The following is a 23,436-nucleotide window of genomic DNA, read 5'->3' on the forward strand; positions in this document are numbered from 1 at the left end:
GCTTCGTTTGGTCTGAGGAGGCAGTGTTGCGCGGTCGTAGGTTTGCTTCGAAGCAGGATATTGAACGGCACATTGCCAACGGATTTGGTGCCGGAGCCGGAGCCAGTTACGTGCCCTGGTTGCGTGTACAGGACGTCCCGTCGCGGGGGCGGTCTCACAAAATCCAAGGCGTGAAAATCGATCGTATACATCACTTTTTGTCCGATCTCGAACGCGCCTTTTTCCTGGTTTGCGAATTCTCTGAAGACGTCGTGGACATCCGTGAGCAGTATCCGCTGCTCCAGGTGGAAAGCACCCAAGCAATTGCCCGGGCAATTGGTGTCCGATATCCGAGATACAAAGGAACCACCCTCCCGCTAGTCATGACGACAGACTTCCTTTTGACCGTGAAGCAGCCGAATGGGGATTTCAGGTCCGTCGCAAGGACAATCAAGTATCAGCAAGATCTCGTCGGGGAGGACTCTGTCCGGACATTGGAGAAATTGGAGATTGAGAGACGATTCTGGATGAGCCAGGACGTGGACTGGAGCATTGTCACCGAGGAGTTGTTCACACCTAATCTGATTAAGAATCTCGGGCTGTTGAGACAATATGCACGGCTACCCCGGCCTCTGATGAGTTCATCTCTGCACTCCGATTTTCTCGAAATCCTTGAGGCTAGTAAGGCTTACCCTTGGTCGACATCTGAGTCTTTGCGAAAAATCGCAACCCGTTTGTCTATACCGTATACCGAGGCGCGGGACATGTTCTTCCATCTTATCTGGAGCAAGATGATTCAGGTCGATTTGAGCAGCGCTCCGCTTCACCTCAAATCGCCGTTACCAGATCTCAAGGTAGTTTATCCCGCCGAGATGACCTCATTCATTGAGAAATTATCATGAATATTTCAGTGAATGAGGTGTTTGAACCTGTAACGGAACACTCTGTGATCTCGTCCATGGTTAGAGTTCTTCACCTCATTGAGGCTCAGGACGCCGTAATGGTGATAGCTCTGACCGAGCCGCCAGGTAAACCTTATCCTTTGGGCCTTGAGGAGCTCAGGCTGTCGTTAGAGTCTGGCGACACCAAGCCGGTAGTGACTGCCGTGCCTGAGTTTCTGCTCGTTCTGGAGGATGACCTCGATGACAGCACTAAGCGTGATCGAGATGAGAAGTGGGCAATTATCGAGCCTCTCCTAGACCCGGCTTATCCAGGACAGATTTTCGTGCAGGGCGAGATGGGCCGGCTGGTTGGGAACAGGGCCGCTGAGCTGGGTATCCAGCGAAAGACCATTTACCGCTTACTGTATCGATACTGGTTTTATGGTCAGGTAAGAAATGCGTTTCTTAAGAACTATTCGGCTGTAGGAGTGGCGAACAGAAACTACTCGCCTGGCGTACGACCAGGACGGAAACCAAAATTTCAGGGGGTACTTGTATCCCCTTGTAAATTGCTCAGTGCTATTGATAAGCGATGCATAAAAGTAGGTTATGCGCTTTATGCAAAAAATAAAACATCATCTCTTCGTATTGCTTACGACAAGATGCTTAAGAAATTTTATTCTGTAAAGGATCTTTCGAAAAACTCGGAAAATCGGGTACGACTTCTTCCGGAATCGGAAATTCCAACATTCACTCAGTTCGACTACTGGGGAAAGCAGTTTTTTGATGAAATTGAAACTGATCGTGGGCGTAAAGGGTTGACGAAGTGGCTTAAGGATTGCCGCCCAATCGCAGGCACTGTTCGCGATTGGCTTCGTGGCCCGTGCCACCAGTTTGAGATCGACGCGACGATTGCGGACATCTACCTGGTTAACAGCTACTCGCGGCGGATGACTATCGGTCGTCCGGTGGTATACGTCGTTGTGGACAGCTTCTCGGGAATGATTGTTGGTCTCTATGTCGGCCTGGAGGGGCCTAGCTGGAACGGCGCTCGGCAGGCATTGTTCAACGCCTTTACCTCCAAGGTGGAGTTCTGTGCGAAGAACGGTGTCGAGATCGCCCCCGGTGATTGGGACTGTCATCATTTGCCACATCAGATCTACGCCGACCGGGGCGAGATGCTGTCCCTTGCAGCAGAAGGGCTGGCAAGCGGCTTGGGCATCGAGATGGGTACGGCACCTCCGTACAGACCAGATTGGAAGCCCATGGTCGAAAGTCGATTCGGTATCCTCAATGATCTAACCGATATCAGGTGGCTTCCAGGCGGCGTTGCCGCACGAGATAAAGAGCGGGGCGAGCGGGACTGTCGACTCGATGCCACGCTGAACCTGAAGGAATTTACCCAGATCGTCATTGAGTCCGTTCTTCATTACAACCGTTTTCATCGGCAGCCGGATCGCCTCACACAGGCGATGATGAACGATGGCGTCGAGCCTACTCCGACGGGCATATGGACCTGGGCTTTGGAGAATGACCTGATTCACGCCAATAACCGGCCTGACGAATTGATCTATCTCCACCTGCTGCCTCGCGAACGAGCCACCGTGCAAAAGGGCGGCATGCTCTTTCGCGGAATGCACTATGTTTGCGAGCTCGCCATCAAAGAGAACTGGTTTGCCAAGGCTCGACGTAATGGTGTCTGGTCGATTGACTGTCGGTTTGATCCGAATTCCGCGGCGCATATCTGGATTCAGGGTGAGAACAAGCAGTTCGTCCGCTGTGACCTTCGAGGCTCGGACTTCAAGTACGCCGACTACCGTTCGGATGAAATCTACGATCTTTTGGAAGCGTATCGACAGTTGCCCCCATCTCATAAACGCGCGGAGCTGGAGAGCCGTGTGAGCTTGGTCGACACGGTCGAACAAATCATCAGCAATGCGCGGGCCGAGCGAAAGGATGAACCAGCTGCCAGCACCAAGGCTGAGGCGGTGGGTAATATCCGCCAAAACCGGTCCGAGGAACGGGAGCGTGAGCGCGAGAATGCGTTTGTTCCTGATGGCGTCCGTGCCGAGCCTGCAAAACCCGCTGCCGACACACCTTTAATTACGCATGATTCGTATGCGGGACCTCGCCGCGCGCAGGTGATCGATCTCCTTAAAAGAACGCGGCCGGGGAAAACTCAATGAAAGGCGCACAAATTTTTGCGAGCTATACCAAACAAGCGATCGCTGAGTACGCGGGAAACCCCTTGATCGAAGCTCTGCCGCCGATTCTTGTTGATACGGATGCTATCGATTTGATATCGAATTTCCCCGAGCCAGTTACACCCGCAGAGCTTGATCTCGACGGTGCAACACGGGTTCACTGCATCGAGCGCTTGAGGACAGTCGTTCAACCTTTCCTGCTGCATTTGGAGCTGGAGTCCATGATTTCCCTGCTGATCCGCCGGGGATACGTTGGACGCAACCCAACCTCACCTACCACGGTAAGGCATCTACATTCCCTGTCAGGGGCCCAGCGTTACCATGACTCATTCAAGTCGACCGCTGACTCGTTCAGTGTTGTAGGCTTGAGTGGAATTGGGAAGTCCACTGCTCTGCACGCCATTTTGAGCCTTTATCCACAGACGATTCGGCATGAGCGTTTTGAGGGCAAGCAGTTCGTCCAAACACAAATCACGTGGCTCAAGCTGGATTGTCCGCGAGATGGCTCGCTTGCTGGATTTTGCCGACAGTTTTTCCATGCCGTTGGTAAGGCACTGGGAGATGCGGATTATCACAAGCGACATCGGTACAGGAACATCGACGATGCGCTGCAGCAGATGGAGCAGGTCGCCAGCACGTTCTACATTGGTGCTTTGCTTATTGATGAGCTTCAGAACCTTCACTTGGCGAAGACGGGTGGGAAGGACAGCATGCTCAACTTCTTCCTCCACCTCGTAAACAATATCGGAATTCCTGTCGTGTTCATCGGTACGAATTCGATGATCAGCCTGTTCTCTGACGTTATGCGTGTTGCACGGCGCAGTTGCGGTGGCGGTATGGTCGAATTCAAGCGATTCGAGAAAGATGATGAAGAGTGGCAGTTTCTGGTTCAGAACCTCTGGAGTTATCAATGGTGCAAGCAGCAGGCTGAACTCACTCCCAAAATTTTCGACGCGCTGTACGAGCACACCCAAGGCGTAACGGACTTTTTGGTTAAGATTTTGGTACTTAGCCAGCGATATGCTATTCAGAGCGGTGTTGAGTGTCTGACTGCCGAGATAATTACCCAGGTCAGTAATGCCAAGATGCAGATTCTCAAACCGGCTATCTCGGCTTTACGCAGCCGCAACCCTGCACGTATGCGGCAGTTCGACGACTTGCTTCCTATCGAGGAGCAGCTGATAGCCATGATGGCGTTTGACGGACTCCCTCGCTCAGAGCGTATTGCATTGCTGCGTGGTGTGACGCCGCACTCTAAGCCGGAGACCCAGGCTCCCACAGCTGTAGAGAGTAAGCCTACAGCTCCTACCGCGCCCGCAGCTGTTGCTGTGGAATCATCGGAGGCAAAGGCCTTGAGTCAACAGCCTGACACCCTGGCAGCGCTGAAGTCAGCTGGTTGGATCTCTACGGACCTCTTTGAGTTTTCACCAAGCTACCGTAAATCATGATTCGAGGGTATGGAGATGGGGCTCAAATTCCATTTCTTCCCAGCAGCTTTTCTCGACGAGACACTTCACAGTGTCCTCTCTCGATACGCCCGGCTTTGTGGAGGTAGCCGTAAAGCTGCCTTCGCTGGCGAGCTCGCCGCGGCCTCGTTTACGCAGAACGTGGCGTTTCCGAGTCGGTTGGCTGATTTGGCCGAGTTACTTCCCCACGGCACTGATCTCTCCGTTGCTCGAATCATCGAGCTGCATACCGTGTTGCCTTACTACGCACCCTTCCTCACCCATGACCAAATGCAGCACGCTCAGGGCGTGATGGCGGTAGATGGTAAAGGACTGATGCTGAAATTGGGCATCAATGCCAGTCGGATCGAGGGCGCTTCGAGAGTGCGGTTTTGTCCCCTGTGTATCGACGAAGATATCGCTCGGGATGGGGCGGCCTACTGGCATCGAACCCACCAACTACCCGGTGTTTTGGTATGTCCCGACCATTGCCAGTTGCTAAAGGTAGTGGATCACGGCTGGCATAGCCGAAACTCACGACAGCTCAATCTTCCAGACGATGACGAAGTACAAGGCCATTCAGTCCAACTGGAGGTTGCCCAAGAGTACGTCCCCAGGTTGCACCAGGTCGCATTGAACTCACAGCAATTGCTCCGTTCACGTCTAGGTCCGCTAGCCGCTACTGTAGTGCAATCCTTTCTCCTGCAAGGCGCTGCAGCTCTTGATCTGGCTTGCGGTGAAGCGCATCGGTTGGATCTGTGCCGTTTGGCTGCGCATATGAACAGTTTTTTCAACGAACTCCCGGTCGCAGGGGAGTATTCGATTCTTCGTGAGGCCTCTCCAGGACTGCCTGCGACTTGGGTTACCAAGCTGCTTCGAAGGCCCAGAGGCACCCACCATCCTCTCAAGTACATCTTGCTGGCCAGCGCTTTGAAAGTTGAACTGGCAAGCATCCCACACACTGGGGAGCTGCTATTGCCCAGGGAGGGGAGAGCACTGCCAATTGAGGTCCGCTCATCACACCTGAGGGTGGCGAGTCCCAGAGTTGAAGAGCTGGATGGTCTGCCAGCGGCAGTTTGGAAGCTAGCGCTTTCCGGACACGATGCATTGAGGATCGCCGACTCGCTGAATGTGTCCGTGGTTTACGTTTATCGGGCCATCCGCGCCGTGGAAGGTGGTCCGAGCGCCTGGCGAGAAGCGAGATTTTTAAACGAGCGCCGGCAGCGGCGAACAGCCTTTGAGGAGGCTCATCGTCGGCTCCAGGCTCGCGAATGTCGTGATTATGCGTGGCTCTATCGATGCGATCGCGCATGGCTTACGGACTGCATCGCGGAGCATCGCAATGCCCACGGAGGCCGGGCGCATAGTGCCGGCGTATTCGTTGTCCTCGACGCGGAACTTGCTGAGCAGATCAGAAGTTGTGCTCAGAGGCTTCGAGCAGTATCTGGAAAACCCGTTCGAGTATCGCGTACCAGGATTGGTAGGGAGCTCAACGCACTGTCGCGGTTCGAGAAGCAACTCGCCAAACTCCCACTCTGTGCGGGAGCATTGGAGCAGGAATGCGAGTCTGCTGAGCAGTTTCATCGTCGGCGTCTGCAATGGGCTCAGGAGAAACTGTTGTCGGAGCAACGAAGCGTGACTCAATCGTCGTTGTACCGCACTGCCTGCATAAGGCCGAGGGTGTCGTCCAAGAAGGGTAAAGGCTTTTAGCCGGCAGGTACCGCGCGAGCTTCAAGCTGACGGGCTCGGCCCACCTGTCCACCTGATCCATAGTGTTACGATGTCAGCCAATCCCAAAAATGGAGTCATCAAATGTCGCGCTTGGCGGAGTTTCGTCAACTTGAACAACAGCTTGCAGCTCAGCTGGCTGAACTAGAAGCATTGAAAAACGATGAGGGCCTTAAACGCGAGATCGAGTTTGAGACAAAGCTTCGAGCCCTTCTGGCCGAACATGGCTTTGGCCTGCCGCAGGTGATTGAGTTGCTGGATCCGAAAGCCACGATCGTACGCCCTGTCAGGGAGCCCAAGATTAGAGCGGAGCGTAAGCAGCGCGCGCTGAAGGTCTACCTCAATCCTCACAGTGGTGAGGTCATCGAGACAAAAGGGGGTAACCACAAGCGCCTCCAGTACTGGAAGTCAGAACACGGCGCTGACACGGTCGAGTCGTGGCTTCAGCGATGAATGAAAGGAGACTGATCCTTGATTGGTCTCCTCCCCCCCGATTTGGGCTCTGAATCTGAACTCAAATGAACTATAAATTTTTCCTGAAAGCCACGTATTACATGGGCTAGAGAAGGAAAATCGGTATGCCTCCATCTAGATAAGGCGGCGCGAGATCTTCACAGTTGAGCCTTGATCAGTTTTCGGAGCTGCAACAGTGAAAAACCTACTTAGTTTTTTTGAGAAAGCGCTTTCCTCCAATCCAGTTAATCTTGCGTTATTTTGCTTAATGATCAGCCTTGCGCTGATGTTCTATGTTGTCTGGCTTGCATGGGGGAAGGCGTGATGGCGGCCAAGAGTGAGTGGGCGAAGCTGCCGATCAGATGGATCCACGAGGGAGCTCTTGTAGACTTCCGCGGCCGATCAACCAGGCCAAGCAGCCGATTGTTTTTGCACCTTGTGCAGCCAGAGGTCGATGCTCCTGCACTGCGCAACGAGAGCCTGGCAGCGCTCAAGCTCTTTCTGGTGCTGTGCTGCCGCGCGGACTTCTCCACAGGAATGGCCAAGGTCACCTATACGGAGTTGTGCAAGCTTGGTGTGATGTCTAGAGCGGTGGTAGCGCGGTCCCTTCTCAGACTCGAAAATGCCGGATTGATCGCTCGCGAGACGCGCGCCCTCAAGAGTGGGTCCTTGATCAAAATCGAGAAATGGAATGATGACTACGGTTGGGGGAAAATCCCGAAGCTGTGGCTATACGACGGCAACCTCGGACGTATGCTGCGTTTGAGCGAATTCAACTTTACGCAGCTGTCATTTCACGCCATGAAGATCTATCTGGCGATCTTGGCATTCCGAGATCGCCGCGGAATAGCGACCATCAGCTACGACCGTCTGGCGAGCTACACAGGGGTTCCCAGACATCACATCGCCGATACGATCACGCAGCTGTATGCCATGGAGCTGGTCTCGTTCCGCCCTGGTGAGTTTCACAACGAGCATCAATTTGACCGGACGAACCGATATTTAGTGCGAGGTTTCGATACGCGGTGGCCGGCGCTCGAAGAGGAGGACAAGCCGCCTGTCCGAAGCGCCGCTGCGCCTCAGCGCCCTTCCCAGGAGAATGTTGCCTCTGCCTTGGAATTCGTAAAGCCGAGCGAAAACTGAGTTTGTGGGTGGTGGTCAGCTCGCCATGTGATGCACACATTTTTTCAAGAAAGTGTTAAAGAATTTGAGAGTGGCACTGCCCTCAACCCCCCGAAAATCATGGCGCGCACTTGATATTTGCCGAGCAGATGCACACAGCCATATTGGCAAAAAAGTGTTGAAAGTATACTGGCTATGCGCCATCACACTTTTGTAAATTTCTAAAAGTCCTGACCCTGATACAGGGTTTGGTGTGATACAAGTGTACCGATCACGGAATGAGTGTTCTTCCCGAACCTAATTTGTAAGTCGGTAACCGATGTCTGATCTTCTATTTTTTCCCATGACTATGCCGGGCGAGATGCTGCACTCTCGTATAACTCGCTATCACTTCCTTTCAGGTAACAAAACCGTTGGGGAAACTTTTCGTGACCTTTTTGGCTCGGACGTTTTCTCCATAGGTACGCTACCCAAGCGGCTAGAGGTGCTCGCTGCCAGGCTACCTGGCGATGCAGAGGCCAACCTCGAGGAGCTGATTTCCACGAACACCACTTTCCCTTTGTACAGACCTTTTCTAGGCATCGCTCAAGAGGGGAATGATGGGGCGACAGGGCTCAGTTTTTGCCGGGTTGCGCGTGTTCCCCGTCGCGAAGGATCCGTCCACGGCAAGGCTAAACTGTGCCCCAGCTGTGTGCAGCAGGATCTACTTGAACTGGGTTATGCCTATTGGCACCGGTCCCACCATATACCGGGTGTCTCCGTCTGTTGGCGTCACGGTGACTTACTGATGCATGTTTGTCCCGAATGCACCCATCCGTTCTTCCGAAAGCTTCGGTTGCTTCCGAGTCTTACCGAGCCTTGCGCATGCGGTTGGAGTGCTCTCTCTCCAGCGGCGGCAAAGAAGGGAAGTCATCTTCAACAGAAGTTCGCGGAGTTCGCACACGAACTGCTTCAGCGAAATATACAGACGATGAGTAGTGAGGCCTTGTGTTCTTGCTATCTGCGCCAATGCAGAAAGCGCGGGTTTATACACGGTAGATTTACAGGCACTTCAAAGCTATTCGACAGTATCCAATCTAAATATGGTGATGAATCTCTATCGGAAATGGACAAAGCCTATGGAGCAGGTAAGCGTTCGCAGTGGCTTAGGTTTACTTCTCATCGAGGTCAGATGGATATGCCGCTCGCGCGTCATCTAATTATTGCGCTACATCTTTTTGGAACAGTAGATGAATTTGAGAGCGCATTGAGGCAAGAACTAATTCTTCAAAGTATTTCAGGTGCAAGATCTCGTTCGAACTTGGAAAAGCCAAAAGTCGGTAAAAAAGAACAGTGTCGGCAAAAAATCGAGACGATTCTAGCAGCACGAACAGATGTCAGTCTGGAGTATCTTTGGAGAAAGGCTTACCAAGCCACACGGTGGCTTAACGAAAACGATAACACCTGGCTGATGGCGAAGCTTAGTGGATCGAAGCCCGAATCGCTTAAGGTCGAGGACGTCAGCGATAAGCGAGACAGCGCGTTCGCCGCCATTCTGAAAGCGAAGGTTGAGGATCTTTACCTGATTTCTAAAGAACAGAAACGGGTGAACCTCGCCAATCTGCAAAAACTACTTCCTGTTCGCCTGCCTCCGAGTCCATCAGTACGTAAGAGCAGATTCCCGCTCACCGTGCAGCAGATTGAACTTCATTTGGAGTCTGTTTGGCATTTTCGACTGAGAAGGTTGATTTGTGCGATTGCGGATATGACAAGACTAAAGCTGCCACTTAACACCGGCGGTCTAAATTTGGTATCCACGGTACCTAATCCGGTCTTCTCTGTTCTTGTCAGTTTTTTTGAGTGGGATTTAGACAGCTTTTCCAGGAACGGTGTTGACCCCGAAGCACTTCTCAAATCAACCGGTGTTCTTAGGGATTGGCAGGGGCCCCCAGGATTCGACTTTTTGCTTGGGGGGAACGCGTACTATCGCAGAAAGTCATCAAGCGGGCCCTCAAGCAACGTGCTGAGCTAACAGTGGAGCAGAGTAATCGCTGCCGTCACCGCGATCATCGCGGAAGGCCAATCAAATGCCCCCACTGAAGCTCTGTGGCCAAAGCACGTGAGAGCCGAAGAACATGGCGAGGATGATGGCGTCCACCAGCACGATCAGCGGGAACGGCACGTTGAGGGCGAAGATCACCACGAACGAGGCGCCGGCCATGGCCCACAGCCAGCCATTCTTCAGGGCTCGCGAGCCGAGATTGTCTTTTCCCCAGTTCTGTCTGGCAGTCGTGATCAACGTTTTACGCAATCAGCCAGGTGAGTTATTCACTCAGAGCAATGGTCGGTACCTCGCATTTTTGGTGCTGTTCGCTGCTCTTTCTGAAGTCCCTTACCGGATGGTCAGCACCTCGGGCACCTTCAATGTCCTGGTCACGTTGGCGCTAGGGCTTCTGGTCGCTTGGAGAGTTCAGCACCGGACGCTCGAAAGCCTAGTAATGGCTGGCGGTGCAATTCTGGTGGGTTATCTGCTGAGCGAGCCGCTGATGTACTGCTTCTACGGGGTGTTCGTGCCGGCGGCTCTGGTGCTTGCCATCAAACGCCCCGAACTAATCGTCAACTCTCGTACTGGCCTATTCGAACAGGCGGCGCAGCTTGAGCCGTTCGCTGTTCTGGCGCTGCTGATCGCGGCTTTGGCTCCTTTGCTCGGTTTGGTTCTGTTCTGGGCCCGGCTGCCATTCAAGATCTTGCCAGTCACACAGTGGAGCTATTGGTTCTACCCGTCAGGGCTTCTGGGAATTCACAACCTGCTTTAGCTGCGGGCTTTGCTTTAACGCTGGCATCCCCTGGGTCAAGAACGCCAGCGCTGAAAGAGCCCACGCACTGCCTTAATGGCAGTGGCGCTCGCCCGTTTTGTGATTGGTGTGGCAACCCTTGGAGTCAGTACCACCGCTGTGTGCGAAGGCGGCTATCGAGGAGAACGAAAGGACGGCAGCAATCACGAGGGAAACGATTTTCATCAGGCTACTCCATGCTCAGCGTTGTAGTGGCAAATTGCCTTGGCGAGCATATGGCCAAGTGCCTCCCGTTAACAATCCTAATTGCCGCGAAGCCGATGAAAGGAATGACTGGTATGGGTCGTTAGCTGTCGTTCATGACGGGTATCTAACGGAGTGATCTGCTATGCGTCCTATACTCCCGTTGGCAAAACCGGAGGACGGCATGGACGATTTACGGAAAAAGATAGAGGCGGGTGAGCCACTGATGCAGCAGGCCATTGAGGCATTGCGAAGGTACCACGAAGCCAAAGCTGCGGGGCGCCCATCCGATGAGACCGAGCACCTGAGAATTCTGGCGGAGTCGTTACTTGAGGCCGTTTCGGAGTACCAACTTCAAGTATTTGGAGGCCCAACTAGTGTGGTGTTTCACAAGTAACACTCATATTTTGGTCTAGGCTTTTCAGCATCAGAAATGCCTCGGAGCAACGATATGAAAACCGGCCGACCTGCTGCCCTGATTGAGTTGAGCGACGAAGAACACCTCGAACTGCTTCGCCGCTCCCGGCAACGTAAAGGCCCCGCCGAATCCCGAATTCGGGCCGAAATCATCTTGGCGTGTGCAGGTGGAGAGTCAGGCACCTCGATCGCCCACAGGCTCGGTATTGGCGTGCACACGGTTTCACGTTGGAGGGTGCGATTCAGTCGGTTGCGGCTTGATGGTTTGAATGACGAACATCGCTCAGGTCGGCCTCGCAGCATTACCGATGAACAAGTACAGGACGTGGTTAATCAGGTACTGCAATCCAAACCCGAAGATGCCAGCCACTGGAGTACTCGCTCGATGAGTCAGGCAACCGGTATTTCTCCAGCCAGCGTCATGCGGATATGGCATGCCTTCGGACTCAAGCCTCACCTTGAGAAGACGTTCAAGCTTTCGACCGATCCTCTGTTCGTCGACAAGGTCCACGACATTGTTGGGCTCTATCTCAACCCGCCCGACAAGGCTCTGGTGCTCTGTATCGACGAGAAAAGCCAGATTCAGGCGCTGAACCGTACCCAGCCAAGCTTACCTCTTGCCCCCGGCAATCCCGTCACTCGCACACACGACTACAAACGCCATGGAACCACATCGTTGTTCGCGGCGCTGGACATTGCTACGGGTGAAGTCATCGGAAGATTGAAGCGTCGACATAGAAGCACGGAATTTCTTGCCTTCCTCAAAGAGGTGGACGCCAACGTACCAGAGGACATGCCTGTTCATCTGGTGATGGACAACTACGCGACACACAAGACCGACAAAGTGAAAGCATGGTTGGCAGCGCATCCGCGCTACCAAGTGCATTTCACACCGACATCGGCATCCTGGTTGAATCTGGTGGAGCGCTTTTTCTCGACGCTGAGCGAGAAGTGGATCAAGCGCCAGGCACACACCAGCGTGAAGGATCTGGAGGAGTCGATTGAGTACTACTTGTCCACTTACAACGCCAACCCTCGACCGTTTCGCTGGTATCGAAAGGCCGAGGACATTTTGGCGAGCGTCGGCCGGGCGGCCGAGGTATTAGGCCGAAAAATATGAATGTTACTTGTGAAACACCACACTAGGCCTCTTCATTAAAGGTTTATGTCTACAGCTTCTCTTGCCCCTCTGGACCCAAAGCTGCCTTTTATGGAGGGCTGCTGGGGTCATTAGCAGCCTTCCGCCAAGAGCAGCTTTGGGTCGTTAGCTCTCAATCGTCGATGGATACTTTCGCCGCTCAGCTATGCAAGCGACTGGTCAGATCGAACGCCAATCGATGGTCACATCGAATGCAAACAGGTGGTCACGTGGGTGCAATTACACATGGCTGTCTGGCTTGTAAACGTAATCCATATCCTCTGCGCGGATATTCCATTTTTCAGCAGTTTCCCGGGCACCTTCAGCATTGAGCAGTACCTCACGAGCGGGAGGAAACAGGCTTGAGTAGTGATGGGAAAAATGCCCGATCAGCATCAGAATTACCTGCAAGTTGGCCGACCCTAGCATGTATTGATCTGCGAGGTTTCTCGCTTGGCTACTTTGGAGGGTACCGATGAAATCGCTGTGTGCGTGGCCACTTAGAAACGGGTAGTAGGAGGTGAAATAAGTCTTGTGTAGCCCCGCATCCACCGCTAGGTCGTTCCAATGCCACCCTACGTCCCAGCTGCCTTTGCGAAGGCGGTCTTGCTGGGGAGCAGCATATTTTTGGAAGTGCGGTGAGCTTTGAATAGAGGGCCATAGTGCTGCTGCATCGGTCTCTGCCTTGTTTCGGGCTACTCTGGCGTCATCGATGGTTGCTGCTATTTTGCTTCGTTTCTTCCAGCCGCAGTATTCCCAAACGTTATGCCTAAACTCTCGCAGCGAATCATCCCCGCCGCTAAGGAGCCACGTCATTACCAGGTAATTTTCAAGCGCCGAACGGGTCAGAACTGCCATCGAAGAGTGATCAATGAAGCTGCCCGCAGGGATTGTCTCGTTCCTGAATGGAGACGGTTCGAGCAGTGTCCTCACTGAGCACATGTGCCGAAAGAGTTTCTTGGCCAAATCATGTTGACTGAACATCCACGCTGGGGTGTCGGCTGCCGGGTCGGATTGTTCTGCCTGGGCTGTGATCATTTCAGCCATCAACCCGATGAGGACCTCGAACTCTTTTTCCAGCCCGGTCTCTCGCTTGTACTGCATACACATCCTCCTTATCGCAACGTTCCAGTACGCTGAGTCTAGGCTGAGCGTGAACGCTCAGGGAGCCGTCAACGACTGCACAGGCCAACCCTGGATCTGCGAGACGGTGCAAGCCCGGAATAGCGCCTTTGCTCGCTTCGCGGAAGCATGTCGAAACCACCTATCGGATAGCGGTCGTATCTGCTCGTGGATTGGTAAATTTTGAATCAGTCTGAAGACGGGCATGAGCTGCGAGCTCATTGCGCGTACGGATTTGGTGTGGATCTGATTGCGGGGTCTGGCGAGGGGGGAGGCGATGATGGACAACGATGAGATTCGACGTAAGACGCGTCTGAGAGAGGCTCAATCCCTTGAAAGAGCTGTATCCAGGATCCTTGGCAGCGGCGATCTTCTTTGCTTTGAAGATTTAGCTAGTCGCATCCATTTTCAACCCAACCTATCCCGATCAATCCTCAGTACCTGGGAAGCCGAGAACCGTGTGTTCTCGATCATTGTGGATCATGAGGCCCTGTATCCACTCTACGCATTTTCACCCGAAGGTGAGTTGCTGCAATGCATGAACGATATCATCCTGACGTTATCCCCCCGGAAAACTGGCTTAGGAATGGCGCTCTGGTTCGGTAGTTCCAATAGCTATCTCGCGGGTAAGAAGCCACTCGAGCTCTTGCTTCTCGATCCTGCGCTCGTCTCCTCAGCGGCTCGTGCCGAGGTCTGTAGCTTCCTCCAAGGTTAGTTCAGGTCTACATTGGAGGCGCTTTTGGATAGTAGGCGCTCCCTAAACCCAACCTGATCCGAAATAGGTAGTTCGAGAAGCGATGCGATTGTCGGATGCAGTTCCAAGACAGGAGTGCTTAGCGCCGCCTGCAGCCGGCGTTCCAGCGCGCGCCTGGGGGCTCCGCCAAGCGGCTACCCTCGTGGCTAAAACTCGCAAAAAATTATTTATCGAGAAATAGGAAAGAATCCTTTTGGGATAAGCCGGGGCTAAAAACCGATCGCCAAGTCCACGGGAAAATAATATCGGCGTCGTAGTATTACCCCCGAGAAAAAGCAAACCCAACCAAGCAGGAGGTTGGTATTCGCAAGTGACAAAAGTTTACGTGAGATCTACTTAAATATGCTGGTTGCTGGAGCTTTAGCGCTTCTCCAGTACATACCCAACCCCTCTAAGTGTATGGATTAACTTGCTTTCAAAGGGGTCGTCTATTTTCGCCCTGAGCCTACGGATAGAAACCTCAACTACATTGGTGTCGCAGTCAAAGTTCATATCCCAAACTTGAGATATTATCTGCGTACGGCTAAGCACCAGTCCGGTGTTGCGCATCAAATAATGCAGAAGCGCGAACTCTTTAGTCGTCAGGTCAATTCGTTGCCCGTCCCGGAATGCTCTGTGGCGGCTCTGGTCGAGTTCCAGATCAGCTACTCGAATTGTTTCTGTAGACGATGGGTGATCGGACCTACGCATCAAGGCGCGGACGCGAGCAAGCAGCTCAGGGAACTCAAATGGCTTGATCAGGTAGTCATCTGCGCCGTTCTCAAGACCTCTGACCTTGTCGACCAAGCGGCTCCTCGCGGTGAGCATCATGATGCGCGAAGGGCAATTTTTTCGCCTTAGTAGCTCGAGAACCTGCCAACCATCCATATCTGGAAGGTTTATATCGAGAATGATCACCTCGTATTCGTGTTGTTTGGCCAGGAATAGACCATCTGGACCGGTATGTACGCAATCAACGACATAACCACACTCTGTTAGGCCTTGGCGCACATATTCCGCAGTTTTAACCTCATCCTCAATTACCAGAATTCGCATTTGATTTTGTCTCGATATCACTGAGCCATTAACCGTGCGCTTGCGCCGGTGTTACTGAACGGATGATAAATCATAACTAACGTATTAGGGCTCAAATTACATATTTGTAATTTGTAAGCAATGCGCCTGATAACCTTTCGGTATACTGTGTCGCAGTTTTCGTCACCATGATCCCTTTGACTAGAAGGTGATTTAGCCTTATGAAATATTTGGTTGTTTTCTTCTTTGTTTTGATCTCGTTTCGTTCAGATGACGGAGAGGTTCCTCACATTGAAGAGACCGAGCACTGGTGCAGTCATGAGCTACATCGACATGCGATGCATGTACTCGAACGAATATTTAAATTTTAGGTGAAAAAAAGGCGCCCAAAGGACGCCAAATATCCACCTTTTACCAAAGGAGCAATTAAGCTACTCAAGGTGAATTCTTGATGTTAAGTCTTTGGTTGATTCGGATATTTATTAATATCCGAATCAACCGGTGCGATTACAGAATCGAGAGTGGGTACTCCACGATCACACGAGTTTCATCCAGATCCGATTCAAACGCAGTGGCGCGAGTAGTGGCCTGGCGCAACCGGAAGGACAGGTCTTTGGCTGGACCTGTTTGTACGACGTATTTGACCTCGACATCACGCTCCCAACGCTTCTGATTGGTGAGTGGATCGCCGTTATTGTCAGTGCGCATGTAGAACTGGTTGGCGTTCGAGTAGTCTGCGCCTGAGCCTCTGGCGTAGCGGGTCATGAACGAAAGTCCAGGAATGCCGTAGCTAGACATGTTCAGGTCATAGCGCAGCATCCAGGAGCGTTCCTTCGGAGAGTTGAAGTCGCTGTATTGGATCGAGTTGTCGACGAAAATGGAATCCGACTGACGCAGATAATCGAAGTCGTCATCGCCGTTGTTGCGCTGGTGCGACAGTGCGAGGGTATGAGCACCATAACGTACTCCGACCTTAGCACTCCAGATGTTGTTATCGAACTCACCCAGGCGTCGCTTGCCCTCATCTACAGCCTTGTAATAATTGAAGCCACCGAGCAGCGCGAGGTTGTCGCTCAGTGGGTAAACGACGCTGGTGCCAGCGTAGTATTGATTCCAGACATCTTTCAGTTGACTGGCGTATACGCTCACGGTGACATTGTCGTTGACCTGATAGTCGCCACCACCGTAACCGATCCAAGGCGAGTTTACCGGGCCGCCATAGAAGGTAACGAAGTTATCGTTCAGGTTGCTGGAAACCGGCTGGCTCATCGCATGCAGTCGACCCCCCTGCAGGGTGAGGCCCTGGATGCTGGTGTTTTCAACCGTCACACCACGGAAACTCTCTGGCAGCAGGCGAGAGTCGCCCGATGCAACCACGGGCGTCGATGGAAAAACATCACCCACCTTCACCACGGTATCGAACAAGCGGACTTTTGCTGCGCCACCAACCTTGGTGTACTCATCGCGAGCTTCGCCCTTGTTATCAACGGGAAGCACGTCGAAGGAGCTTCGGCCGCCGTTGCGTCCGTCGCCGGTATCAAGCTTGAGGCCGATCATAGCGAAGGCATCAACACCAAATCCGACTGTACCTTGGGTAAACCCGGAGTTGAATTTGGAAATGATCGCGTGTGCCCAGGCTTCGGAATAGCCATTGGTATTGCCCTTGCCGCTATTATAGGTAGGGGCAGAACCATCGCGATTATCACGATTGAAGTAGAAGTTTCTGTTCAGGACAGTGAGGCTACTGCCTTCAATAAAGCCTTCCGGCTTTTCTTCAGCTTGTGCCGAGATAGCATAGCTTCCAGAGAGCGCAGAAACTGCGGCCAGATAAAGTGGTACCTTAATTCTCATTCGATGCTCCTTTGATTTATGGCAGCTTTTATTATGTTTTACTTGCGCGGGCGTCTTTATATGTTCTAACCCGGCAGCGCGCCTAGCGTAGCGCCGAGCTAATATTTGCAGGGCAAAGATAACGAGAGGGTGATAGATCAATTACAATTTCGTCATCTGTTCGTTATCTTTCTCGGTTTTACGCGTGCTACTCATTTGCCTGGTCTGTAATAAAATCCGTCACATGGGCCGATTTCTTCAGTGTTTACAGGTGATACCGGCATTTCTTACGAAATTGTAATTTTCTAGCCACCCCTCTGATAGCTGCCGCTGATTAGAGTGCCATCACCTAATCCAGTGGGGCTTGGCAGCTGATTCCGCGTTCTCGCCAAGCTTTATCAAAGTTTGTGCACGAGGACTATCAAAGTGCCCCGGTATAACCGCAATATTTTAACCAAGACCTCTGTCTCGCCCTGGAAGATCGCTGCGCTCTGTGTGGCTATCTCCGGATTGATGGCACCTGGTGCATTTGCTCAAAGCATCAGCTTGCCGCAAGCACTCTCCACAGCAATGGATGCCAACCCAGATCTCGCTGCAGCTAGACAGGAGATTGGGATAGCGGACGGCGCCCGCAAGCAGGCTGGGCTTATCCCCAACCCCGAAATTTCGTACGACGTTGAGGACACTCGTCGGAGCAACAGCCAAACGACCGTTACGCTTAGCCAGACGCTCGAGCTTGGTGGTAAGCGGGGTGCCCGCGTTGAAGTCGCCACCTACGGCCAAACTGTCGCGCAGTTGGAGTTAGATCGTCGTGTAAACGGACTGCGGGCTGACGTCGTTCAGGCTTTTTACGCAGCCCTGCGGGCCCAGACTGGGTTGGATTTGGCTAAACAATCTCTGGAGTTGACTGAGCGTGGCCTTCGGGTTGTCGATGGACGCGTCCGCGCAGGTAAGTCTTCCCCTGTGGAGTCCACGCGTGCCCAGGTGCAACTGGCCGAAGCCAAGCTGCAGGTTCGCCGCGCTGAAACGGAGAAAGCGAACGCCTACCAGCAGCTCAGCCAAATTACTGGTAGCTCGGTGACCGTATTTGATCGTCTGGACTCTCCGACCCTGTCTCCGGGGGTGCCTCCTCAGACGGAAGAACTGCTTTCGAAACTCGATCAGACTGCCGAGATGCGTCAGGCAGTAGTGCAGATCGACAAGAGCGACGCCTCGCTTGGTGCAGAAAGAGCACAACGTATTCCGAACCTAACGGTGAGTGTGGGTAGCCAATACGACCGCTCCGTGCGTGAGCGTATCAATTTGGTTGGACTGTCCATGCCACTACCTCTGTTTGATCGTAATCAGGGCAACATTCTTTCCGCTTCTCGACGTGCAGATCAGGCCCGAGACCAGCGTAACGCTGTGGAACTGCGACTTCGTTCGGAAACCCAGACCGCACTGAACCAGTGGACCACCGCCATGCAAGAGGTTGAGTCCTACGACAAGACCATTCTGCCGTCTGCCCAGCAGGCTGTGGAAACCGCAACCCGCGGATTCGAGATGGGCAAATTCGGCTTCATCGAGGTGCTGGATGCCCAGCGCACTTTGATCCTCGCGCGTGGCCAGTACCTCGACTCGCTGGCAGCTGCGACCAATGCGCGTGCGCAGGTGGAAAGGGTTTATGGCGACGTTGGTACGAGTGCCGGCGTTCGCTGAACAGGACACACAATTCTTGAGCACTGGTTTTGAAAAACGCGGTGCCTACGATCAGCAGGAGTAGCAATGGATAACAAACGCAAGATCGCCCTCGCGGTTGCCGCTGTGGCAGCCCTCGGATTTGGCAGCCTTGCCTGGGATAGCAGTTCCGAGTTGCAGGCAGCCGGCGCTGCCGAGCACGGCGCTAACGATGGCCATGGCGACGAAAAAAAGACCACTTCATCCGCCCAAAAGGCTGGTGATGAGGGGCATGGTGAAGAAGGCCATAGCGAAGAGGGTGGAGAGGAAGAGGGCAAGCTGACGCTCAGTGCCGAGCAGATCAAAGCAGCCGGTGTCGTCTTGGAGTCTGCAGCTCCTCGTGACCTGGGCACAATTGTGAGTTTCCCAGGCGAGATTCGCTTCGATGAAGACCGCACTGCACACGTTGTTCCTCGTGTACCGGGTGTTGTGGAAACTGTTCAGGCCAACTTGGGCGAGACGGTCAAGAAGGGCCAAGTCCTCGCTGTGATCGCTAGCCAACAGATCTCTGATCTGCGCAGTGAGCAACAAGCCGCACAGCGTCGCCTAGAACTGGCCCGCGTGACCTTCGACCGTGAGAAACAGCTGTGGCAGGACAAGATCTCTGCCGAGCAGGATTACCTCCAGGCACGCCAGGCGCTGCAGGAGGCCGAGATCTCGCTGGCCAACGCCAAGCAGAAGGTCGGCGCGATCGGTGCCTCGGTCAATTCCGTTGGCGGTAATCGCTACGAGCTTCGCGCCCCCTTTGACGCTGTGGTGGTGGAGAAGCATCTGACCATGGGTGAAGTCGTCAGCGAGGCGACCAACGCCTTCATTCTCTCCGACCTCAACCAAGTCTGGGCCACCTTCGCAGTTCCTCCTACCGACTTGGGCAAGGTCGTGACTGGCCGCGCCGTGAAGGTTTCTTCGCCTGACATGAACGTCTCGGTCGACGGCAAGGTGGGTTATGTCGGCAGCCTGTTGGGCGAGCAAAACCGTGCAGCGACCGTCCGCGTGACCCTGACCAACCCTAGCGGCGCTTGGAGACCAGGTCTGTTCGTGAACATCGCGGTCACCTCTCAGACTGATCGAGTCGCCGTTGCAGTTCCTGAAAGCGCCGTACAGACCGTGGAAGACAAACCTTCGGTATTCGTGCGTACCCCAGAGGGCTTTGACACTCGCCCGGTAAAAACCGGCCGCCGCGACAATGGGTATGTGGAAATCACCGACGGCATCGAAGCCGGCGCCCAGGTTGCAGCCAGTGGCAGCTTCACACTCAAGTCCGAGCTTGGCAAAGCATCTGCCGAGCACGGGCACTGATGCGAACTGACAGGATGATTTCTCATGTTTGAACGTATCATCAGATTTGCCATTGAGCAGCGCATCGTCGTAATGATCGCTGTTCTGATCATGGCCGGCATCGGCATTTACAGCTATCAGAAGCTGCCGATCGATGCGGTACCCGACATTACCAACGTCCAGGTGCAGATCAACGCTTCAGCGCCTGGCTATTCGCCTTTGGAAACCGAACAGCGGATCACGTTTCCTGTTGAAACGGCCATGGCCGGTCTCCCGGGCCTTCAGCAGACCCGTTCCCTGTCTCGCTCTGGCCTGTCTCAGGTCACCGTGATCTTCAAGGACGGCACGGACATCTTCTTTGCTCGCCAGTTGATCAACGAGCGATTGCAGGTTGCGAAGGAACAGCTGCCAGAGGGTGTAGAGGCCGTAATGGGTCCGGTATCCACCGGTCTTGGCGAGATCTTCCTGTGGACCGTCGAAGCCGAAGATGGCGCAGTCAAAGAGGACGGTACACCGTACACGCCCACCGACCTGCGGGTAATCCAGGACTGGATCATCAAGCCTCAACTGCGCAACGTCCCAGGTGTGGCCGAGATCAATACCATTGGTGGCTACGCCAAGCAGTTCCTGGTCGCGCCGGATCCGAAGCGCCTTGCTACCTACAAGCTAACCCTCAACGACCTGGTCGCAGCGCTGGAGAGCAACAACGCCAACGTTGGCGCCGGTTACATCGAGCGTAATGGTGAGCAGTTGCTCATCCGTGCGCCGGGTCAGCTAGGCAACATCGAAGACATCGCCAACATCGTGATCTCCAGTGTGGATGGCGCTCCTATTCGCATCAGCAACGTCGCTGATGTCAGCATCGGCAAAGAACTCCGTACAGGTGCTGCCACTGAGAACGGCCGCGAGGTCGTGCTCGGTACCGTATTTATGCTGATCGGTGAAAACAGCCGTACCGTGTCCCAAGCTGTCGCTGCCAAGCTGGCTGACATCAATCGCACCCTGCCAAAGGGCGTGGTCGCCGTAACTGTTTACGACCGTACCAACCTGGTTGAAAAAGCTATTGCGACGGTGAAGAAGAACCTGGTGGAAGGTGCGATCCTGGTAATCGCCATTCTGTTCCTGTTCCTCGGTAACATCCGTGCAGCACTGATCACCGCGATGGTGATCCCGCTGTCCATGCTGTTCACCTTCACGGGTATGTTCAACAACAAGGTCAGTGCCAACCTAATGAGTTTAGGGGCGCTCGACTTCGGCATCATCGTAGACGGTGCCGTGGTTATCGTGGAAAACGCGATCCGTCGCCTGGCTCATGCACAGCACAAGCATGGCCGCATGCTAACCAAAGCCGAGCGCTTCCATGAGGTCTTCGCTGCCGCGGGTGAAGCTCGCCGGCCACTGATCTTCGGCCAGTTGATCATCATGGTGGTTTACCTGCCGATCTTCGCCCTCACCGGCGTCGAAGGCAAAATGTTCCACCCCATGGCCTTCACCGTCGTGATGGCGCTTCTGGGTGCAATGATTCTTTCCGTCACCTTCGTACCTGCGGCCATCGCCATGTTTGTCACTGGCAAGGTCAAGGAAGAGGAAGGTGTGGTGATGCGCACTGCGCGGCGCCGTTATGAGCCGGTTCTGCAATGGGTACTTGGGCATCGGAATATTGCTTTCTCGGCCGCAGTAGTCTTGGTCGTGCTGAGCGGTGTGCTTGCAAGTCGTATGGGTAGCGAATTCATCCCTAGTCTGAGTGAGGGGGACTTTGCTATGCAGGCCTTGCGTGTGCCTGGGACGAGCTTGAGCCAGTCTGTTGAAATGCAACAGCGCCTTGAGAAGGCCGTGATTGAACAGGTGCCGGAAGTAGAGAGGATGTTTGCGCGTTCGGGCACGGCAGAAATTGCATCTGACCCGATGCCGCCCAATATCTCCGACGCCTACATCATGCTCAAACCTAAGGACCAGTGGCCCGACCCCAAGAAGCCTCGCGATGAGCTGATTGCTGAAGTGCAGAAAGCTGCTGCCAACGTTCCAGGCAGCAACTATGAGTTGTCCCAGCCCATCCAACTGCGTTTCAACGAGTTGATTTCCGGCGTTCGAAGCGACGTCGCTGTGAAAGTTTTTGGCGACGACATGGGTGTGCTCAACAGCACGGCTAACAAGATTGCCTCAGCGCTCAAGGCGGTACCGGGCTCTTCGGAGGTCAAGGTTGAACAGACCACCGGCCTGCCGGTGCTGACTATCAACATTGATCGTGAGAAAGCCGCACGCTACGGTCTGAACATTGCGGATGTTCAGAACTCGATCGCCATCGCTGTCGGTGGCCGTACGGCCGGCACGTTGTATGAAGGTGACCGTCGCTTCGACATGGTGGTGCGCCTGCCTGAGGCCGTGCGTACCGATGTAGCAGGTATGTCCAGCCTTCTGATCCCTGTGCCGGCCAATGCCTCTCAAGGCGCCAATCAGATTGGATTCATCCCGTTGTCGCAGGTCGCCAACCTGGACCTGCAACTGGGTCCGAACCAGATCAGCCGCGAGAACGGCAAGCGTCTGGTGATCGTCAGTGCCAACGTCCGGGGCCGCGACCTTGGGTCGTTCGTTGAAGAGGCCAGCGCGTCCCTGGCAACGAATGTGGAGATCCCCGCCGGCTACTGGACCAATTGGGGTGGTCAGTTCGAGCAGTTGCAGTCGGCTGCCAAACGTCTGCAGATTGTCGTTCCGGTCGCTTTGCTGCTGGTCATGACCTTGCTGTTCCTGATGTTCAATAACCTCAAAGACGGCATGCTGGTCTTTACCGGCATTCCATTCGCTCTCACTGGTGGGGTCATGGCGTTGTGGCTGCGGGACATCCCATTGTCGATCTCCGCAGGTGTTGGCTTCATTGCGCTCTCAGGTGTGGCGGTGCTTAACGGCCTGGTGATGATTGCTTTCATCCGAGGCCTGCGAGAGGAAGGACGCACGCTCAGACAAGCCGTCGATGAGGGCGCTCTGACTCGACTTCGCCCCGTTCTGATGACTGCCTTGGTTGCATCACTGGGCTTCATCCCGATGGCCTTGGCCACTGGTACCGGGGCAGAAGTTCAGCGGCCACTGGCGACGGTGGTGATCGGTGGGATCTTGTCTTCCACGGCGCTGACCTTGCTGGTACTTCCCGCCCTGTATCATTGGGCGCACCGCAAGGATGAAGACGGCGATGAGGTCGAAGTCGTCAACTGATACTCGTTAAGAAAAAGCCCACAATATGCATTGTGGGCTTTTTTCTATCTGAACTAGTTTAGCCAACCTTACAAAATTGTAAGTCTCTCGTCATGCCGGTGATGTCTGTAGGTTGCTAGAGTTACATCCGA

At 53.9% G+C, this 23,436-nt stretch carries 19 protein-coding genes and 1 pseudogene; 15 read left to right on the forward strand and 5 right to left on the reverse strand.

The window, feature by feature from the left end; translation table 11 throughout:
• Positions 1–26 precede the first annotated feature (26 nt).
• From RTI28_RS19715 to RTI28_RS19750, 8 genes and pseudogenes are all read left to right on the forward strand, one after another.
• The gene (locus RTI28_RS19715) at positions 27–881 is read left to right on the forward strand and encodes a TnsA endonuclease N-terminal domain-containing protein (protein ID WP_037061886.1); all 855 of its coding nucleotides are present in this window, start codon (positions 27–29) and stop codon (positions 879–881) included.
• Positions 878–3,046: a Mu transposase C-terminal domain-containing protein gene (locus RTI28_RS19720; protein WP_043860658.1), complete on the forward strand. Its 2,169-nt coding sequence runs from the start codon at positions 878–880 to the stop codon at positions 3,044–3,046. The genes RTI28_RS19715 and RTI28_RS19720 overlap by 4 nt, the downstream gene beginning before the upstream one ends.
• The gene (locus RTI28_RS19725; RefSeq protein WP_009405347.1) at positions 3,043–4,512 is read left to right on the forward strand and encodes an ATP-binding protein; all 1,470 of its coding nucleotides are present in this window, start codon (positions 3,043–3,045) and stop codon (positions 4,510–4,512) included. The genes RTI28_RS19720 and RTI28_RS19725 overlap by 4 nt, the downstream gene beginning before the upstream one ends.
• 15 nt (positions 4,513–4,527) lie before the next feature.
• Positions 4,528–6,219 (forward strand): TnsD family Tn7-like transposition protein, encoded by a 1,692-nt coding sequence (locus RTI28_RS19730; protein WP_075804325.1) that lies wholly within the window; start codon positions 4,528–4,530, stop codon positions 6,217–6,219.
• A 102-nt stretch (positions 6,220–6,321) separates the two neighbouring features.
• Positions 6,322–6,690, forward strand: a complete 369-nt coding sequence (locus RTI28_RS19735; RefSeq protein WP_009405343.1) for a histone-like nucleoid-structuring protein, MvaT/MvaU family — start codon at positions 6,322–6,324, stop codon at positions 6,688–6,690.
• Positions 6,691–7,014: 324 nt separating this feature from the next.
• Entirely contained in the window at positions 7,015–7,833 is an 819-nt protein-coding gene (locus RTI28_RS19740) for a hypothetical protein (RefSeq protein ID WP_009405342.1), read from the forward strand.
• A gap of 322 nt (positions 7,834–8,155) precedes the next feature.
• Positions 8,156–8,578, forward strand: a pseudogene (locus RTI28_RS19745) (TniQ family protein); the annotation flags it as partial.
• A 405-nt stretch (positions 8,579–8,983) separates the two neighbouring features.
• The gene (locus RTI28_RS19750) at positions 8,984–9,823 is read left to right on the forward strand and encodes a transposase (RefSeq protein WP_082405802.1); all 840 of its coding nucleotides are present in this window, start codon (positions 8,984–8,986) and stop codon (positions 9,821–9,823) included.
• Positions 9,824–9,874: 51 nt separating this feature from the next.
• Here the strand turns inward: RTI28_RS19750 and RTI28_RS19755 are convergent, their stop codons facing one another.
• Positions 9,875–10,012: a hypothetical protein gene (locus RTI28_RS19755; RefSeq protein ID WP_009405341.1), complete on the reverse strand. Its 138-nt coding sequence runs from the start codon at positions 10,010–10,012 to the stop codon at positions 9,875–9,877.
• Here RTI28_RS19755 and RTI28_RS19760 point away from each other — a divergent pair.
• On the forward strand, positions 10,011–10,607 hold the full coding sequence (locus tag RTI28_RS19760; RefSeq protein ID WP_009405340.1) for a TraX family protein: 597 nt from the start codon (positions 10,011–10,013) through the stop codon (positions 10,605–10,607). The genes RTI28_RS19755 and RTI28_RS19760 overlap by 2 nt on opposite strands.
• A 72-nt stretch (positions 10,608–10,679) precedes the next feature.
• Here the strand turns inward: RTI28_RS19760 and RTI28_RS30420 are convergent, their stop codons facing one another.
• Positions 10,680–10,811 carry a YHYH domain-containing protein gene (locus tag RTI28_RS30420; protein ID WP_095158879.1) on the reverse strand — a complete coding sequence of 44 codons (132 nt, stop codon included), beginning with the start codon at positions 10,809–10,811 and terminating at the stop codon, positions 10,680–10,682.
• Between the two features lie 202 nt (positions 10,812–11,013).
• On the opposite strand from RTI28_RS30420, the gene RTI28_RS19765 reads away from it, so the two are divergent.
• Positions 11,014–11,226, forward strand: coding sequence for a hypothetical protein (locus tag RTI28_RS19765; RefSeq protein ID WP_037061891.1), 213 nt, complete (start codon positions 11,014–11,016; stop codon positions 11,224–11,226).
• A gap of 54 nt (positions 11,227–11,280) precedes the next feature.
• Positions 11,281–12,366 (forward strand): IS630 family transposase, encoded by a 1,086-nt coding sequence (locus RTI28_RS19770; RefSeq protein ID WP_043859632.1) that lies wholly within the window; start codon positions 11,281–11,283, stop codon positions 12,364–12,366.
• 258 nt (positions 12,367–12,624) lie between these two features.
• Here the strand turns inward: RTI28_RS19770 and RTI28_RS19775 are convergent, their stop codons facing one another.
• Entirely contained in the window at positions 12,625–13,488 is an 864-nt protein-coding gene (locus tag RTI28_RS19775; RefSeq protein WP_009395008.1) for a DUF5677 domain-containing protein, read from the reverse strand.
• A 298-nt stretch (positions 13,489–13,786) separates the two neighbouring features.
• Here RTI28_RS19775 and RTI28_RS19780 point away from each other — a divergent pair, with 298 nt between their 5' ends.
• The gene (locus tag RTI28_RS19780) at positions 13,787–14,221 is read left to right on the forward strand and encodes a hypothetical protein (protein ID WP_037058650.1); all 435 of its coding nucleotides are present in this window, start codon (positions 13,787–13,789) and stop codon (positions 14,219–14,221) included.
• 399 nt (positions 14,222–14,620) lie between these two features.
• Here RTI28_RS19780 and RTI28_RS19785 read toward each other — a convergent pair whose 3' ends face one another.
• Entirely contained in the window at positions 14,621–15,295 is a 675-nt protein-coding gene (locus RTI28_RS19785) for a heavy metal response regulator transcription factor (protein ID WP_009395004.1), read from the reverse strand.
• A 486-nt stretch (positions 15,296–15,781) separates the two neighbouring features.
• A complete protein-coding gene (locus RTI28_RS19790; RefSeq protein ID WP_009395002.1) occupies positions 15,782–17,125 on the reverse strand; it encodes an OprD family porin in 1,344 nt (447 codons plus the stop codon).
• A gap of 405 nt (positions 17,126–17,530) precedes the next feature.
• On the opposite strand from RTI28_RS19790, the gene RTI28_RS19795 reads away from it, so the two are divergent.
• From RTI28_RS19795 to RTI28_RS19805, 3 genes are all read left to right on the forward strand, one after another.
• Positions 17,531–18,802 (forward strand): TolC family protein, encoded by a 1,272-nt coding sequence (locus tag RTI28_RS19795; protein WP_143502135.1) that lies wholly within the window; start codon positions 17,531–17,533, stop codon positions 18,800–18,802.
• 66 nt (positions 18,803–18,868) lie between these two features.
• A complete protein-coding gene (locus tag RTI28_RS19800) occupies positions 18,869–20,119 on the forward strand; it encodes an efflux RND transporter periplasmic adaptor subunit (protein ID WP_009394999.1) in 1,251 nt (416 codons plus the stop codon).
• A 24-nt stretch (positions 20,120–20,143) separates the two neighbouring features.
• Positions 20,144–23,305: a CusA/CzcA family heavy metal efflux RND transporter gene (locus tag RTI28_RS19805; RefSeq protein WP_009394998.1), complete on the forward strand. Its 3,162-nt coding sequence runs from the start codon at positions 20,144–20,146 to the stop codon at positions 23,303–23,305.
• Positions 23,306–23,436 lie beyond the last annotated feature (131 nt).

It is taken from the genome of Pseudomonas sp. zfem002 (assembly GCF_032621685.1).
Lineage (GTDB): Bacteria > Pseudomonadota > Gammaproteobacteria > Pseudomonadales > Pseudomonadaceae > Aquipseudomonas > Aquipseudomonas japonica.

Excerpts from the sequence above, each read along its gene's own strand:
- RTI28_RS19785 (WP_009395004.1), bottom strand. The coding sequence starts at position 15,295 with ATGCGAATTCTGGTAATTGAGGATGAGGTTAAAACTGCGGAATATGTG.
- RTI28_RS19800 (WP_009394999.1), top strand. The coding sequence starts at position 18,869 with ATGGATAACAAACGCAAGATCGCCCTCGCGGTTGCCGCTGTGGCAGCC.
- RTI28_RS19790 (WP_009395002.1), bottom strand. The coding sequence starts at position 17,125 with ATGAGAATTAAGGTACCACTTTATCTGGCCGCAGTTTCTGCGCTCTCT.
- RTI28_RS19765 (WP_037061891.1), top strand. The coding sequence starts at position 11,014 with ATGGACGATTTACGGAAAAAGATAGAGGCGGGTGAGCCACTGATGCAG.
- RTI28_RS30420 (WP_095158879.1), bottom strand. The coding sequence starts at position 10,811 with ATGAAAATCGTTTCCCTCGTGATTGCTGCCGTCCTTTCGTTCTCCTCG.
- RTI28_RS19740 (WP_009405342.1), top strand. The coding sequence starts at position 7,015 with ATGGCGGCCAAGAGTGAGTGGGCGAAGCTGCCGATCAGATGGATCCAC.
- RTI28_RS19770 (WP_043859632.1), top strand. The coding sequence starts at position 11,281 with ATGAAAACCGGCCGACCTGCTGCCCTGATTGAGTTGAGCGACGAAGAA.
- RTI28_RS19725 (WP_009405347.1), top strand. The coding sequence starts at position 3,043 with ATGAAAGGCGCACAAATTTTTGCGAGCTATACCAAACAAGCGATCGCT.
- RTI28_RS19735 (WP_009405343.1), top strand. The coding sequence starts at position 6,322 with ATGTCGCGCTTGGCGGAGTTTCGTCAACTTGAACAACAGCTTGCAGCT.
- RTI28_RS19730 (WP_075804325.1), top strand. The coding sequence starts at position 4,528 with ATGGGGCTCAAATTCCATTTCTTCCCAGCAGCTTTTCTCGACGAGACA.
- RTI28_RS19720 (WP_043860658.1), top strand. The coding sequence starts at position 878 with ATGAATATTTCAGTGAATGAGGTGTTTGAACCTGTAACGGAACACTCT.
- RTI28_RS19805 (WP_009394998.1), top strand. The coding sequence starts at position 20,144 with ATGTTTGAACGTATCATCAGATTTGCCATTGAGCAGCGCATCGTCGTA.
- RTI28_RS19775 (WP_009395008.1), bottom strand. The coding sequence starts at position 13,488 with ATGCAGTACAAGCGAGAGACCGGGCTGGAAAAAGAGTTCGAGGTCCTC.
- RTI28_RS19780 (WP_037058650.1), top strand. The coding sequence starts at position 13,787 with ATGGACAACGATGAGATTCGACGTAAGACGCGTCTGAGAGAGGCTCAA.
- RTI28_RS19750 (WP_082405802.1), top strand. The coding sequence starts at position 8,984 with ATGGATATGCCGCTCGCGCGTCATCTAATTATTGCGCTACATCTTTTT.
- RTI28_RS19755 (WP_009405341.1), bottom strand. The coding sequence starts at position 10,012 with ATGGCCGGCGCCTCGTTCGTGGTGATCTTCGCCCTCAACGTGCCGTTC.
- RTI28_RS19760 (WP_009405340.1), top strand. The coding sequence starts at position 10,011 with ATGGCCCACAGCCAGCCATTCTTCAGGGCTCGCGAGCCGAGATTGTCT.